The 14,882-nt window shown below is 34.0% G+C and carries 13 protein-coding genes; 7 read left to right on the top strand and 6 right to left on the bottom strand.

From position 1 onward, the window contains the following. Nucleotides 1–136: 136 nt before the first annotated feature. Nucleotides 137–1,822 (bottom strand): peptide ABC transporter substrate-binding protein, encoded by a 1,686-nt coding sequence (locus DNJ77_RS09475; RefSeq protein WP_239986793.1) that lies wholly within the window; start codon nt 1,820–1,822, stop codon nt 137–139. A 421-nt stretch (nt 1,823–2,243) separates the two neighbouring features. Here DNJ77_RS09475 and DNJ77_RS09470 point away from each other — a divergent pair, with 421 nt between their 5' ends. Next, nucleotides 2,244–4,223: an AMP-binding protein gene (locus DNJ77_RS09470; RefSeq protein ID WP_192877956.1), complete on the top strand. Its 1,980-nt coding sequence runs from the start codon at nt 2,244–2,246 to the stop codon at nt 4,221–4,223. Nucleotides 4,224–4,368: 145 nt separating this feature from the next. Next, a complete protein-coding gene (locus tag DNJ77_RS09465; protein WP_116964824.1) occupies nt 4,369–5,586 on the top strand; it encodes an MFS transporter in 1,218 nt (405 codons plus the stop codon). Nucleotides 5,587–5,812: 226 nt separating this feature from the next. Here the strand turns inward: DNJ77_RS09465 and DNJ77_RS09460 are convergent, their stop codons facing one another. Further along, nucleotides 5,813–6,241 carry a hypothetical protein gene (locus tag DNJ77_RS09460; RefSeq protein WP_116964823.1) on the bottom strand — a complete coding sequence of 143 codons (429 nt, stop codon included), beginning with the start codon at nt 6,239–6,241 and terminating at the stop codon, nt 5,813–5,815. A gap of 633 nt (nt 6,242–6,874) precedes the next feature. On the opposite strand from DNJ77_RS09460, the gene DNJ77_RS09455 reads away from it, so the two are divergent. Next, nucleotides 6,875–7,732, top strand: coding sequence for a universal stress protein (locus DNJ77_RS09455; protein ID WP_116964822.1), 858 nt, complete (start codon nt 6,875–6,877; stop codon nt 7,730–7,732). Nucleotides 7,733–8,166: 434 nt separating this feature from the next. Here DNJ77_RS09455 and rpsU read toward each other — a convergent pair whose 3' ends face one another. Then, nucleotides 8,167–8,376, bottom strand: coding sequence for a 30S ribosomal protein S21 (gene rpsU / locus DNJ77_RS09450; protein WP_116964821.1), 210 nt, complete (start codon nt 8,374–8,376; stop codon nt 8,167–8,169). Beyond that, nucleotides 8,376–8,582 carry a cold-shock protein gene (locus DNJ77_RS09445; protein WP_116964820.1) on the bottom strand — a complete coding sequence of 69 codons (207 nt, stop codon included), beginning with the start codon at nt 8,580–8,582 and terminating at the stop codon, nt 8,376–8,378. The genes rpsU and DNJ77_RS09445 overlap by 1 nt, the downstream gene beginning before the upstream one ends. Before the next feature lie 564 nt (nt 8,583–9,146). Here DNJ77_RS09445 and DNJ77_RS09440 point away from each other — a divergent pair. Together DNJ77_RS09440 and DNJ77_RS09435 are read left to right on the top strand one after the other, a co-directional pair. Further along, the gene (locus tag DNJ77_RS09440) at nt 9,147–9,446 is read left to right on the top strand and encodes a hypothetical protein (protein WP_116964819.1); all 300 of its coding nucleotides are present in this window, start codon (nt 9,147–9,149) and stop codon (nt 9,444–9,446) included. A gap of 7 nt (nt 9,447–9,453) precedes the next feature. Beyond that, on the top strand, nt 9,454–10,086 hold the full coding sequence (locus DNJ77_RS09435; protein ID WP_157966672.1) for a LysE family translocator: 633 nt from the start codon (nt 9,454–9,456) through the stop codon (nt 10,084–10,086). Between the two features lie 48 nt (nt 10,087–10,134). On the opposite strand, the gene glyA is transcribed toward DNJ77_RS09435, so the two are convergent. Further along, nucleotides 10,135–11,394 carry a serine hydroxymethyltransferase gene (gene glyA / locus DNJ77_RS09430; RefSeq protein WP_116964816.1) on the bottom strand — a complete coding sequence of 420 codons (1,260 nt, stop codon included), beginning with the start codon at nt 11,392–11,394 and terminating at the stop codon, nt 10,135–10,137. Nucleotides 11,395–11,596: 202 nt separating this feature from the next. Here glyA and yjgA point away from each other — a divergent pair, with 202 nt between their 5' ends. Together yjgA and DNJ77_RS09420 are read left to right on the top strand one after the other, a co-directional pair. Beyond that, nucleotides 11,597–12,121, top strand: a complete 525-nt coding sequence (yjgA, locus tag DNJ77_RS09425) for a ribosome biogenesis factor YjgA (protein ID WP_116964814.1) — start codon at nt 11,597–11,599, stop codon at nt 12,119–12,121. 3 nt (nt 12,122–12,124) lie between these two features. Further along, nucleotides 12,125–12,631 carry a retropepsin-like aspartic protease family protein gene (locus DNJ77_RS09420; protein ID WP_116964812.1) on the top strand — a complete coding sequence of 169 codons (507 nt, stop codon included), beginning with the start codon at nt 12,125–12,127 and terminating at the stop codon, nt 12,629–12,631. Here DNJ77_RS09420 and metG read toward each other — a convergent pair. Then, entirely contained in the window at nt 12,608–14,641 is a 2,034-nt protein-coding gene (metG, locus tag DNJ77_RS09415; RefSeq protein ID WP_116964810.1) for a methionine--tRNA ligase, read from the bottom strand. The genes DNJ77_RS09420 and metG overlap by 24 nt on opposite strands. Between the last annotated feature and the right edge of the window lie 241 nt (nt 14,642–14,882).

Here is a 14,882-nt window from a genome sequence, read left to right as displayed (position 1 = left end):
GATGAATTTATTATTAGTATCCAACATGAGGTTGCTCCTGTTTTTGATTTATTTTGTTTCACGTTTATCAAAACAGGCAACCTCATCTAAGTCAAGATGAATGTCAGATTATATCTAGACTAATACATATAATGCATTATTTAAAGTAAAACCATTTAGAATAAACATGATCTAAATAATTACCTGTTGGATTATAGCCTCCTATATCTTTGCTTACTAATCGAAAATATGAATCATTGTAAACAGGCAAAGTGTAATAGTTATCCATTGCAACCATGATCGCTTTTTTCATATTTTCATCATACTCTTGCAAAGTTGTCGCACCTAAACCTTGATAGTAATATTTGTCTAACTCTTCATTACAAAATTGCCCACGATTACTACTACTGCCACAAATGTACAGGCTGACAAAGTTACTTGCAGTATTGTAATCAGCACGCCAACCTTGGCGTGCAACTTCAAAATCCGCTTTATTAAGTGTTTGCAGATAAACTTTCCATTCTTCATTATGAAGACTTACTTTGACTACACCATCAAAAGCTTTTTGCCACATTTGTGCAATTACTTGCGCAATTTGTAAGTGCACTGGAAAAGTATTATATGAAATGGTAAGTTTAAGTGGATTATCTTTTGAGTAACCAGATTTTTGTAAAAGCTTTAAGGCTTCATCATTACGTTTATCTACACTCCAATTAACCCAATCATAGCTTGGTAGTGTTTTATAAATATCTGCATAAATACCATTTTGAATACCATCTGGCACAATACCATATAACGGTGTTTGACCCATTTTAAGAACATGTGTAGTAATTGCTTTTCTATCAACTGTCATTGTCAATGCTTTTCTTACATCAAGTTTATCTAATCCAGGGACTTTTACATTCATCCAATAAAAATATGTTCCCAGTTGTTTGATGTTCTTAAATTGCTCACCATACATCTTTTGATAGTGCTCACTACTGGTTGTTTGTGGTAAACTGTAAGTCATATCTATTCGACCGGCTCGGAACTGATTGTACTCATCAGAGGGTGAGGTAATGGGATAAAAATTAACCTGATCAATCTTAACGTTTTTAGCATCCCAATAATAGGGATTCTTTTCTACACTCAACACCCCATTTGTAACCCATTTATTTAACTTATAAGCTCCATTTGAAACGATATTTTGCGGTTGTGTCCATTGATCTCCATATTGCTCTACAGCTGGTGGGTAAACAGGTTGAGCTGTCGCTAGTATCAACACAGACGGAAAATAAGCTTGTGGATGAGCTAAGGTAATTTCCAATGTTTTTTCATCTATGGCTTTAACCATTAGTGTGTCTGGTGATTTCTCCCCAGCAAGAATTTCCTTTGCATTACCAATCGCATTTAAATAAACTCCCATCACAGCTGTTGTTTTTGGTGTTACCGCTCGCTTTAGAGAATATACAAAGTCTTCTGCTGTGACAGGTTCGCCGTTTGACCACTTAGCTTCTTTCCTTAAATGAAAAGTATAAACCTTTCCGTCATCTGAAATATCCCATGATTCTGCCACACCTGGAATAGGGTTATTATTTTCATCTTCAGCAACTAAGCCTTCAAATAAATCATTTAAAACGCGAGATGAAATCACATCACTTACCAATGCTGGATCAATGGTTGGAATGTTTTCGCTTAAGCTAATATTTAATGCACGATTAGTTTGATTAGTTGACTTTGTTTCTTGCTTAAGGTTTTCACTCTTAGTTGTTTTTGTACTTTCTTCTCCACAGGCTGTTATCAGCAAAGCTAAGATGGCTAGTATTGATATTTTGAGTTTTGTTTTAGTATTGTATATTTGCACGTTCTCTCTCCTCTTTTTATTGCATAAAAATTGTAAGTTGATGTTTATATACTTAAGTGATTAGATTTTCATTTCCCACCTTTTAAAAATTCACAATCAACTAAGTCCCTTGCAAAATTTAGTTTTGATTTAATTTAGCCAACTAAAGCCATTAGTTTATATGGGTTGTTACGGTTTGTTGGTTAAAATTTGAATCACTTTACAAGAACATCAAGTCACATTTTTTTACATAAAAGCAACGTTTGTCAATTCTTTATTGCAGACTTATCTAAATTTAAGACATTTAGATTCTACAATTTTCTTTCTTCTTTCTCATAAATTATTTAAAAAGATTGCTAAGTGAAGCTTTTCTACTTTCAGAATATTTGAGTTACAATACTTTATGGTTAAAGCTTGTATGTTATCTTTTAGGAATAACCAAATGGATTTATATTTTTTAGACAATACCGTATTGGCAGACAAAGCTCAGCATATTCAAACCATTTTAGAAAATAGTAGCCTTACTGCTTCACAAAAATGGCAGGTGCTCACAAAAGAAATTCTAAACCCAAATATCACATTTACTTTGCATTTAAAACTCTATCAGTTGTGTTATCAAAACGAGTCTTTTAAACCAATGTGGTTCCCTGATGAAAAAGTATCCCAAAATTACTACCTTGCACAATGGATGAAGCGACTGAATATTGATACGGTTGCAGATTTTCACCGTTATAGTATTGAACAAGCTAAAGCTTTTTGGCAACAAGCTATTGATGACTTAGCGATTGAGTTTACACAACCTGCTAATTGTGTTTTTGATTACAGTTTATTTCCTTATACACCTACTTGGTTGCCAAATGCACGCTTTAATATAGCAAACAGTTGTGTGAATGTTGACAACACGATTTTGAATAAACCTGCTATTCTCTATCACAAGCATATAAAAGAAAAAATAACGATAGAAACACTTAGCTATAAAGAGCTAGACACTCTGAGCACAAGAATTGCACAATCATTAATAACGCACTATAAAATAAAACCACAAAGCAAAATAGCAATTGTAATGCCGATGAATATTGAAGCTGTAGCTATGTATATTGCTATTATCAAATTAGGCTCAACTGTAGTTTCAATTGCAGATAGTTTTTCTATTAATGAAATTTGTACCAGACTTAAAATAAGTAACTGTCAACTTGTCTTTACACAAGATTTTATTGAGCGAAATGATAAAGCCTTAGCTCTGTATCAAAAAATAACTGAAACAGAAGTAGCATCCATCATTTGTTTAAAAACGCATTCAAGTTACACCAGATTACATCTACGTCCACAAGATATTGATTTTGAAAGTCTATTAAATCTTCCGATCGCATTAAAAAGCGATTTTAACTCATATATGCAAAGTGCACAAACACCTATTAATGTCCTTTTTTCATCTGGCACGACTGGCACACCTAAAGCAATTATTTGGGAACAAAGTACTGCGCTAAAAGCCGCAACTGATGCCAAGCTATATATGAATACCAATACGTCTGACATTTGGGCTTGGCCAACGAATCTTGGCTGGATGATGGGACCTTGGCTTATATTTGCGACTTTTATTAATCGTGCTACTCTTGCACTTTTTGATGGTGTTCCAACTTCACTGGATTTTATTCGATTTGTTGAAAAAGCCAAAGTGACAAAACTCGGTGTTATTCCAAGTATTGTCAATGCTTGGCGTAATCAAAATCTACTGGAAAAGATAAATTGGCAACACATTCAACTCTTTGCAACTACAGGCGAAGCTTCCAATCCTGAAGATATGCTTTACCTATCCATGAAAGCAGGCTATAAACCGATTATTGAATACTGTGGCGGCACTGAAATTGGTGGTGCTTATATAAGCTCAACACTATTACAACCCAATGTACCTTCTTGTTTTTCTACACCTTGTTTTGGTATTGAGTTAAAACTATTAAATACACAACAAGAAATTCTAAATGATGAAGGACTAATACAAGGTGAGGCTGCATTAAGTTCATGTGCATTGGGCTTATCTAACCGATTACTCAATGCCAATAATAACGCTATTTACTATGAAAAAATGCCTTATTACCATAACGTGCCTTTACGCCGTCATGGTGATTTATTGTTAAGGCTAGAAAATGGATATTATCGCTCATTAGGTAGAGCAGATAACACCATGAATCTAGGTGGAATCAAAACATCCAGTGCTGAGATCGAGCAAGTTCTCCTTCAACTTGACAACGTTTATGAATTGGCGGCAATTGCGGTTAGTGATGAAAATGAAGGCATCAGTAAGCTCGTTATTTATGTGGTAACCAAACAAGACTGTGCAGCCCAGTTGAACTTAAAAATAAAATGCAGAGCATACTCAAGGAGAGACTTAATCCTTTGTTTAAAATCAGTGACATTGTGTTAACAGATAAGTTGCCACGTACAGCAAGTAACAAAGTCATGCACCGTGAGCTGAAGACACATTACCAACGATATTGTCGAAATACGCCATGTAATTTATAAACACTTAGCTAAGCAAGCTTAGCTCCCTACTTTAGGGAAATTTTAAAATGAGGCAAAACATGATGGTACGCTCAATATTTTTATTTATTTTAGTCGCTCTTTTTTTGTTTTTTGAAATGGCGCTTCAGGTCTCTCCTGGCATTATGACCAATCATCTTATGAATAGCTTAAAAATTGATATTTTTTGGTTGGGAGTTACTTCAGGTGCTTATTTTATTACTTATACCTTTATGCAAATTCCTGCTGGTTTGTTTTATGATCGCTTTTCTGCACGTAATGTTATTTTATTGCCCTTATTAATTTGTGTCGTTGGTGGTTTCTTGTTTGGATTAGCGCCAAACTTTTATTTGGCAACTTGTGCACGGATTTTTATGGGGTTTGGATCAGCATTTGCCTTTACTGGAGTTTTAGTAGTGGCAAGTCATGTGTTTAGCAAGCACTACTTTACACTCATTACTGGGATCACTCAAATGCTTGCAGCATTAGGTGCAATGTGTGGTGCACTTCCACTGTTACCACTTATTAAGCATTTTGGCTGGCGTACCACAATGGTGATTATCAGCAGTTTTGGTTTAGTACTTTTTGTCATCATGCTTTTATTTTTAAAGCTACCTAATAAGCATTTAACTAATGCTCCTACCAAAGCATGGACTGCTCTTAAGACTGTGGCTCAACAATCTCAAACTTGGTTTATTGCCCTTTACGCTTGCTTATTGTGGATGCCAATGGCAGTTGTTGCATCTCTTTACGGTATTGCATTTGTTGAACAATACTTTAATCTACCCTTTGCAACCTCTGCCACCATCGTGACTTTTATGTGGATTGGCATTGCAATCGGTAGCCCCCTATTTGGTTTCGTCGCAGATAAAACACATCAACTAAAATTAACACTAACAATATGTGCATTAATCGGTGTAGTAGGATTTGCACTTATTATGTTTATACCTATTACTAGCCTAATGGCGCTGATCTTCTTATTTTTGCTTGCAGGAGCAGCTTGCGCTGGGCAAGCGTTGAGTTTCTCACTGGTCAGTCGTAATAATAAATTAGAACATCGTGCAACAGCTATTGGCTTTAATAATATGGCTGTTGTCATTTCAGGTTTTATTTTTCAACCACTTGTTGGTTTTATTATTCGTGTGAGTCAACAAGGAAAGGCAACCAATTATTTATATGACTCCAATAGCTACCACAATGGGATGCTAATTGTGCTGATGGCTTATATTATTGCCGCTCTAACTGTTATTTTTCTAATCAAGCGTTAATAAAGTACAACACTTTTGCCACACTTTTTGTATCCTCCGAAGTCTGATAGAATATTTTGCCACCTTATTCTCCACCTTGCTCATATAGCGCTTTAAATCGATAATAACTACTCTTTGAGTAACATAATAATTTTTGTTGTTTCTGTTTCATTTTTCATTCCTAGATTACTAATTGTAGCCATTATAACCTAGAAAGAATCTACCCAATTATTTTAATATCCCCTTCTTACCTGTTTATTGAGTAATTTTGGTTAATTCGGTTTTCAAAGTCTTGTTTTGATTCAAACATAGTCTTGAAGGGTGTGTTGAAAGGCTCTTTTGTTTCAGTAAAATACCCCTCTACAATATTATTTAACCAATTTTTGTCTTTCGATTTCATGTTCATTATTTCGTAAGCCTTTTTAGACGATATTTCATTAATTTGGTTTAAAGTAAAATGGTTATACTGTCCCTTTTCATCATGTTTTTTGAAATACTTTGAAACTTCCTGTGTTGATATTTCATATATTCCTTTATTAGGTTCAAAGTATAACGATTTTTCGCTGTCAATTACATTAACTGCTATTATATGACCTGTTTCTTTTTTATTGTGTCGCATCTCTATATTATAAAGCCCCGGAGGAGAATTGATAATTAAATCTACTAAAGCCTCCATGGTGTTTGCTTTAAATAAAGTTTTACTTTCTAAAAACTGTTCAGCATAAATTTTATCTTTATCTTCTTTTATTAGACTTGCTTTAGTTTGTATCAGATCAGCAATAGTTGAACTTACATAAGCATCTTTTATTTTTTTACGACCTGGTTGTGTGAAAAGTTAACGACAGCTCCAAAGCACCTCCCACCTGAAGGAGCACCTAAAAATGCTTTTCCACGGTTATTAAATTTTATCAGTTTTTTTTCAGGCATTATTTTCTTCATTTTTATTTGTGATGTCATGTTAGTGAATTCAGTGTAAATAAGATATGTTTGCAAGATCAAGACCATTGAATTAAAGTCATCAAAATGACTAATCTACTAAGATTTATTCCTTTAGCCCTATTACCCTGTCATTTAGCAGCAAATTTCAGCTTCCTTTAAACAGATAGGTAAGATTATCTTGTTTGACATTTGAGCAAATGTCAAAAATATTAAATCAACACAAATAAAGATTCCAGGTTATATTTAAAAATTATACAATTATTGATTTAGAATAGTTTTATAAAAACAAAACACACTAGCAGTTAACTTAAAGTATGCTACACTAGCTTCGTGAAATTAGTTTAATGGAAAAAATCTAGGGAGTTAATCTATGTCATATAAAAAAGCACTTGTTGCCATCAATATATATGAAGATTTTCAACATATACTTGATTCAGCTAAATCAATTGCTCAAAAACTTCATTTGCAACTTGATATTATGACCGTTATTGATAATACTGCTGAATTTGTTCCAGCTGCAATGGATTTTCAAAAGAGCTTACAAGAAAATGCAAGACAAAAATTACAAGCAATCAAGCCGCAATTTGAAGGAATAAGAGCAGAGTTTCATATAGCACAAGGCAACCCTAATCATGAAGTCACACATTATGCTGAAGAAAATGGTTGCGATTTGGTGATTATTGGCTCTCATGCACGTCATGGTCTAAACCTTTTATTGGGTTCAACTGCAAACAGCGTTTTACATAAATCAAAATGTGATGTATTAACTGTACGCATTCAAGAAGATCATCCCAATTTAGTTACCAACTATAACAAGATTTTATTGGCTACTGATTTAGAAGACGATAGTGCTGAAGTTGCTAAACTTGCTAAAAAAATAGCAACCACATTCAATTCCTCTGTTTCGACAATTTGTGTTCAAGGAGATCCAACCATTGTTACTGGTATTTATGGCATTGTGCCTGAGGTGCAAACTCAGTTGACTGAAGACATGCAAAAAAAATTAGATGAATGGTCAATGCAATATGGTTTTAAAGGTCAACGTTATTTGCAAACAGGTAACGCAGCAGATGAAATCACTGAAACAGCCAAATCACATGGCTATGGTCTTATTGTGATTGGGAGTCATCAGCGTGGTGCACTTGGTCGCTTCTTTTTAGGTTCAACAGCTAACGCCGTCTTACATCATGCCAAACAAGACGTTTTAGTTAAAAAGCTAAAAGCTTAGTGCTTGCCTACCTAAAATATCATATAAATTTTCTCTCTTTTATGCTCATTTTTGATTGTATGATCACCATTGATTCCTTACCATCTTGATTCATATCTATCAAAGTTTATGAGTAATATTATGCGCTTGGCACCTATTATGATCCACGTTAATAATTTAGAAGAATCAATTGCGTTTTATCAAAATATTTCGGGCATGCCGTTGTTTAGAAATGAGTCAAACGTAATATGGAAGAAATAAATTTAATATCAACAAAGCCTTTTGATAATATTCCCAAGCAAATTATTTGGGAAGCACATAAAAGAGTTAAAACAAACGAATGTATTATATAATGTTAGCGTTTAGACTTACATAGAGAGTAAGACACTCAAAATATTGTTGCGATCACTGATCTTATTAAAGTTACACCTTTTCGATCAGGTGCTTTTAGTTTTTTAACTAAATCTTGGGCGTAATGCCATTTTGGCAGCTTTCTTTGTGCGACTTATTGCCACTCTTTTTGCAATCTTCCGTTGCTCTGTTGGTTTAATATAATGCTTTCTTTCTCGTAGCTCTTTAATAATGCCCGCTTTTTCACACGCACGTTTAAATTGCCTTAAATTAACCTCAAAAGGTCTGCGATCATCAACCCTTATTTTAGGCATTAAACTAATTCAACATTAACAGCTTCCATACCTTTTTGACCTTGCTTTGCTACAAAAGCTACAGTTTGACCCTCTTGTAAAGTGCCACCTGTAGCATCCAAGTTTGTTATATGTACAAAAACATCTTTACTACCATTGCTCGGTTGAATGAATCCAAATCCTTTTGCATCATTAAAAAACTTCACTGTACCTTGTAATTTACTCATATTTATTTTCTCTATTTGGTTATTAATTTAGGCAACATTATTTATTGCTATCACAGCATAACAAAACTGATCAACTTATGGAAGCATAAAAGCATACTTTGTAGAACTTACATATTATAGAAGAAGTCTTTCATTTAGAATATGAGCATATTAGCAAAATTTATACAAAAACTAAAAGTGATTTAACCATAACGTTCATATCTAACTTATTTGGATAGCGTTTTCGCATTTCAACTCCCCTCCCTGTTGGAATTTAAAAACGTAGACTTTAGGAGATCATAACAGACTTTGAACAGGTTTTAACAGATATTTTATTTTATCAAATATTCTGGTTGTTTCGCTCAAAACTTATTTCTATAACGACCTTAATGGTTATTAAGTTGAGTTAATTGAAAATAAATTGTTGAAAAAATTCATTAAATGTAAACTATTTTTTATTTTGAATTAAAAATTACAAACTACACAACAAAATACAATATTAAAGAGAAATTATAATTATTATTTGACAATTTATAACAAAAAACAATATAATTCTTCTCTCAGATCATATTTAATTTAGGAGAAATGGAGAAATGGAGAAATAAAACAACCAATCGCACAATTAACTATGGGTTGCCATTTATGCTCGGCTTTGCTCATCAAAAATATTTAAGTGCAGAATTGGCAGTAGTTGAAGCAGCGGATTCTGGCTGCTCACATTGGTACTTAGATGAAGGAACGCTTAATTATAAACAAATTGTAGAAACAATAATCGAATGCAAATGGAAAGGTTTAATTGCATTTGAAACACGTGGGATTACAACGCATCAAACCCTACAGGAAATAAAGGATATTTATCACTCACTGCAATATGAGGTTATTTAATACAAATATGTTAATTGAAAATTATTTATACTACCTTATATTTTGTACACTTATGGTTTTTAGCCCAGGACCTATGACAATATTCTTAATGACTGTTGCTGCAAACAATGGGTTCACAAAAACCTTATTTGCTCAGCTAGGGGCAAGCAGTGCATATTTAGTATCATTATTAATTTTTACTGTTGGTCTTACTGCTGTTTTTCTCAAATATGAATTTATTCTAAAATTCATACAAATAATAGGTGTTTCATACATACTTTACTTAGCTTGGAAGCAGTGGCAAACGGCATCATCAGAAGCAATAATCAAAAAACCAACTGTATCCTTTAAAAAATATCAATGGCGGTTTTTTAATAGTATGTATTTTAAAGGAGCGTTAGTTGCTGCTTCAAATCCCAAAACAATTATCTTATTTAGTACCGTTATTCCACAGTTTACTGATACAGATGGTGGTATATTTACAAATACCCTAACTTTGGCAGTTACATTTCTGATCATGCAATGCCTAAGCGGAATAACCTATAGCTATTTTGGGCAAAACATACAAAAACAACTTGCAAACCGGTTTAGTAGAAAGATTATTTATCGGTGCATGTCATGTTTATTATTGTTAGTTGCAATATTAATGTTAAAAATTTAAAAATAGAAACTTAAGCGAGTTTTTCCAAAAAAAAAAAGCTTTATACAATTAAGTATTACTATACACAGGAAAATGCGTACATAAATCAATCACTTTCTGCTTAATATCTACCTCCAGTTTCTCATCGCCAAGGTTATCGATAATATCACATATCCAATGTGCAATTTGGGTGCACTCTTTTTCTTTCAAGCCACGTGTTGTAATCGCAGGTGTTCCAATACGTAGCCCACTTGTAACAAATGGAGAACGCAGATCATTAGGCACGGAATTTTTATTGACCGTAATATTAGCACGCCCCAGTGCCATTTCAACATCTTTCCCTGTACTGTTCTTACTAATTAAATCAATCAATATTAAGTGATTTTCGGTGCCATTTGATACAATATTCACACCACGCGACATAATAACTTCAGCCATTTTCTTAGCATTTTTAACAACTTGCTGTTGATAGGTTTTAAACTCAGGCGAAAGCGCTTCTTTAAATGCCACGGCTTTTGCTGCAATAACGTGCATAAGTGGTCCACCTTGTGTGCCTGGAAATACGATCGATTGAAACTTTTTCTCGAGCTCAGGATTTGATTTAGCAAGAATGATTCCACCTCGCGGACCTCGTAATGTTTTGTGAGTGGTACTTGTTACAACATCGGCATAAGCTATAGGATTCGGATATACTCCTGCTGCAATTAAACCTGCAACATGTGCCATATCAACCATTAAATATGCACCAACTTGATCGGCAATTTCTCTGAATTTTTTCCAATTCACAATTCCAGAAAAAGCCGAAAAGCCTGCAATAATCATTTTAGGCTTATGCTCTTTTGCCAAACGTTCCACTTCAGCATAATCAATATCACCAGTTTTAGGATCTAAACCATATTGAACAGCATTAAATAACCTACCTGAAAAATTTACCTTTGCACCATGAGTCAAATGCCCACCATGCGCTAAAGACATACCCAAAACAGTATCTCCAGGTTGCAAAAGTGCGAAATAAACAGCTGCATTTGCTTGTGACCCTGAATGTGGTTGTACATTAGCATAATCTGCTCCAAACAACTCTTTTAAACGAGAAACGGCCAATTCTTCAGCAACATCAACATATTCACACCCACCATAATAGCGCTTACCGGCATAACCTTCAGCGTATTTGTTAGTAAGTTGAGAACCTTGCGCCTCCATTACTGCTGGGCTTGCATAGTTTTCTGAAGCGATTAATTCAATATGTTCTTGTTGGCGTTTATTTTCTTTTTCAATTGCTTGAAATAGCTCTGGATCAAATTTTGCAATAGACACACAACGATCAAACATTTAAATATCCTCCTAATAAAGGTTTCTGAGACTTCAAGAATGGGTGTGTTATTCTACACATCATTATGACAAAATCCTATTAAAAACATTAACGAGCTATGTTGATTTTACGTTCATCCATGTTAAAACCTCTCTTTATAATAATGATTTATATGATATGATTCTACATATCCTTACGCTAAAACCCTACTGAAAACGAGCGATGATCCAAGAGTATTATGCAAATGGCGATCATTATGATGCCACCAATGAACAAAAAAGTCGAACCCAAATAAAAAAAGAAGCACATAGTACTACAGACTTTGGTAAGAAATTAATTGAATTAAGTGAAGAACGTATTAAAAAGCTTCCGATTGATGAAAAAATAATTGATGAAATTTTAAAAGCAAAATCAATGCAACGTATTGCTTTAAAACGCCAAATTCAATATATCGGCAAGCTTATGCGCAATACTGATTTAGAAAAAGCTTATGAAATTTACGAAGGGTTTACCCAAAAAAATCATGCTCAAAGCGCAAAATTGCACCGTTTAGAGCAGTTGCGTGATGAGCTTGTAAACGAACACACCACCAAAGATGCACTTAATAAGCTTATGAGTGATTATCCCAATATTGATGTTCAGCAATTGCGTCAACTTATTCGCAACCACCACAAAGAAATTTCACAACAAAAACCGCTGAAATCCTACCGCCAAATATTTCAATTACTCAAAGAAACGATGCAGTAACCTATGCAAAAACGATTTATGTATGCTTTTTGGGTTATTGTCTTTATCCTTATAACGTATATTGCCCATTCATATTTACAGTATAAAGAAAATACAGCACTGACCCCTTTTATTGAGAAAAGCAAAAGCGAAAAAATCGTAACGTTACGTGCTTATAATCACCATTATATGAGCTATGGCACAATCAATGACCTTAAGGTGAAGTTTTTAATTGATACAGGTGCTACTTCAGTTTCCATTCCTGAGGAAATTGCAAAAAAAGTTGGCTTAAAAAAAGGTTTAGGCTACACCGTCAGTACAGCAAATGGCAATATTACTGTATACCAAACTTACGTTAAAACGCTTACCATTGGGAACATTGTTTTGAATGATGTACGAGCAAGTATCAACCCAAGTAGTGACGATGATTTCATTTTGCTTGGTATGAGCGCATTAAGACAGCTTGAAATGATTCAAAAAGACAACACGCTTATTCTCAAACAAAACTTAGCCAATTCGCATACCTGGTAATGCACCTTCATCAGGCTCGAGTAAATATAACGAATCCCCCTCTCCTGCACACAATACCATCCCTTCTGATATACCAAAACGCATTTTACGAGGCGCCAAATTAGCCACCACTACCGTATGCTTTCCAACTAATTTCTCTGGACTATACGCCGATTTAATGCCAGAAAAAACTTGTCTTTGCTCTTGACCTAAATCAAGCTTCAAACGCAAAAGTTTGTCGGATCCTTCAACATGGTCAGCTTCGATAATTTTAGCAATACGTAAATCGACTTTTAAGAAATCATCAATTTTAATTTCATCTGCAATATTTAAACTGTTTTTTGTCACTTGAGCTTTTTGTGTTTCTTTAACTGACATTGCTTCTGTTTGCATCTTTTTTGTTTCCTCGATAATTAATTCAATTTTCTCTGCTTCAACTCTATCAATTAATGGTTTAAACGCATTGATTTTATGATTAAAAAGCAAGTTAGGAATTTCCGCCCATTGCATTTGATTGATATTTAAAAAACCTTCGGCTTTTAATGTTAACTCAGGCATAATTGGCTTTAAATATCCAATTATGATCTTAAATAAGTTAATACCAAGGCTGCAAACATCATGCACTAATGCCTCATGACCTTCTGTTTTATTTAACTGCCAAGGTTTATGATAATCAATATACTGATTCGCTTGATCTGCTAAGTTCATAATAATCCGTAAAGCCTGAGCAAAATCACGTTTTTCAAATAATTGAGTAATTTCTTCATGCATCGCATGAAAACGTTCAACGATTTGTTGGTCTTGAATGTGTGAAGCTAACACCCCATTAAACTGCTTATTAATGAACCCAGCACACCTACTTGCAATGTTAACAACTTTACCAACTACATCCGAATTTACCTTTTGAACAAAGTCTTCTAAATTTAAGTCAATATCATCAATACGTGGCGTTAATTTACTGGCAAAATAATAACGCAAATACTCCGCCTTCAAATGATGTAAATACGTACGCGCTGCAATAAATGTTCCACGCGACTTAGACATTTTTTTACCATTTACGGTTAAAAATCCGTTAGCAAAAATTCCCGTTGGTGTACGATAATTCACTGCATTTAAGATAGCAGGCCAAAAAAGTGCATGAAAGTAAATAATATCTTTACCAATAAAGTGATACAGCTCAGCTTGGCTATCCTTTTTCCAATAACTTTCAAAATCAATTCCCGCTCGATTACATAAATCTTTGAAACTTGCAATATAACCCATTGGTGCATCTAACCATACATAAAAATATTTTTGCTCATTTGTGCCTGGAATAGGAAAACCAAAATATGGGGCATCACGTGAAATATTCCAGTCTTGAAGTCCAAATTCAAACCACTCTTTTAGTTTATTTTGAACTTCTGGTTGTAATGCTTTGGTATGTTTCATCCATTTGTGAATATCTTCACTTAATTTACTCAATTTAAAAAAGAAGTGTTCACTATTTTTTTGAATCGGTGTTTCACCAGTCACTACTGATTTGGGATTAATTAAATCTATAGGTGAATACGTGGCGCTACAAACTTCACAGCTATCACCATACTGATCTTCTGCCTTACATTTTGGGCATGTTCCTTTTACAAAACGATCCGGTAAAAACATTTTTGCTTTCGGATCATAAGCTTGAGCAATCTCACGCATTTCAATCAAGTGGCTTGCTTTTAACTTCAAATAAATCTGTTCAACGATTTCTTGATTTAATGGATGATGAGTCGAATGATAATTATCAAATTCCACTTCAAAATCGATAAAATCATCGCGATGTGACTGACTCATTTGCTCAACGAGCTTTTCAGGCTTAATACCTGCATTTTGCGCTTTCAACATGATAGGTGTGCCATGAGTATCGCTGCCACAAACAAAGTGACATTGATTACCACGCATTTTTTGAAACCTCACCCAAATATCAGATTGGATATAACCAAGCATATGCCCTAAATGTAAGTGTCCATTAGCATACGGTAAAGCATTAGTAACAAGAATATTTCGCATATTAACCTTTGTGATAGGCAATTTAAGTGGGGCTAATTATATACGTTTTGTTTGATGATTCATACATCCATACAAACCATTTCTCTGTACACGAAGATTTTTCAATAGAGTTCTTTCCAAACCGTATTTAATCTAGCAAAATAGCTATTTAAAAATTAAAGGTGGATATGATCAATGAGATGGGAAACGATAAACAAGTTAGCAGCAGATGAGTTTCGTCGTTTAACAGGTGTAAAAAAGC

Source organism: Fastidiosibacter lacustris (assembly GCF_003428155.1).
In the GTDB taxonomy this organism is placed as follows: Bacteria; Pseudomonadota; Gammaproteobacteria; order Francisellales; family Francisellaceae; genus Caedibacter; species Caedibacter lacustris.
Note: the sequence above shows the minus strand (reverse complement) of the source record. Positions and strands in the feature narration are given on the sequence as shown.

What these genes read in the sequence shown, in the direction of transcription:
- metG (WP_116964810.1), bottom strand. Translation starts at nt 14,641, where the DNA reads ATGCGAAATATTCTTGTTACTAATGCTTTACCGTATGCTAATGGACAC.
- DNJ77_RS09435 (WP_157966672.1), top strand. Translation starts at nt 9,454, where the DNA reads ATGTTAATTGAAAATTATTTATACTACCTTATATTTTGTACACTTATG.
- DNJ77_RS09460 (WP_116964823.1), bottom strand. Translation starts at nt 6,241, where the DNA reads ATGGAGGCTTTAGTAGATTTAATTATCAATTCTCCTCCGGGGCTTTAT.
- DNJ77_RS09445 (WP_116964820.1), bottom strand. Translation starts at nt 8,582, where the DNA reads ATGAGTAAATTACAAGGTACAGTGAAGTTTTTTAATGATGCAAAAGGA.
- glyA (WP_116964816.1), bottom strand. Translation starts at nt 11,394, where the DNA reads ATGTTTGATCGTTGTGTGTCTATTGCAAAATTTGATCCAGAGCTATTT.
- DNJ77_RS09470 (WP_192877956.1), top strand. Translation starts at nt 2,244, where the DNA reads ATGGATTTATATTTTTTAGACAATACCGTATTGGCAGACAAAGCTCAG.
- DNJ77_RS09420 (WP_116964812.1), top strand. Translation starts at nt 12,125, where the DNA reads ATGCAAAAACGATTTATGTATGCTTTTTGGGTTATTGTCTTTATCCTT.
- DNJ77_RS09455 (WP_116964822.1), top strand. Translation starts at nt 6,875, where the DNA reads ATGTCATATAAAAAAGCACTTGTTGCCATCAATATATATGAAGATTTT.
- DNJ77_RS09440 (WP_116964819.1), top strand. Translation starts at nt 9,147, where the DNA reads ATGGAGAAATGGAGAAATAAAACAACCAATCGCACAATTAACTATGGG.
- DNJ77_RS09465 (WP_116964824.1), top strand. Translation starts at nt 4,369, where the DNA reads ATGAGGCAAAACATGATGGTACGCTCAATATTTTTATTTATTTTAGTC.
- rpsU (WP_116964821.1), bottom strand. Translation starts at nt 8,376, where the DNA reads ATGCCTAAAATAAGGGTTGATGATCGCAGACCTTTTGAGGTTAATTTA.
- yjgA (WP_116964814.1), top strand. Translation starts at nt 11,597, where the DNA reads ATGATCCAAGAGTATTATGCAAATGGCGATCATTATGATGCCACCAAT.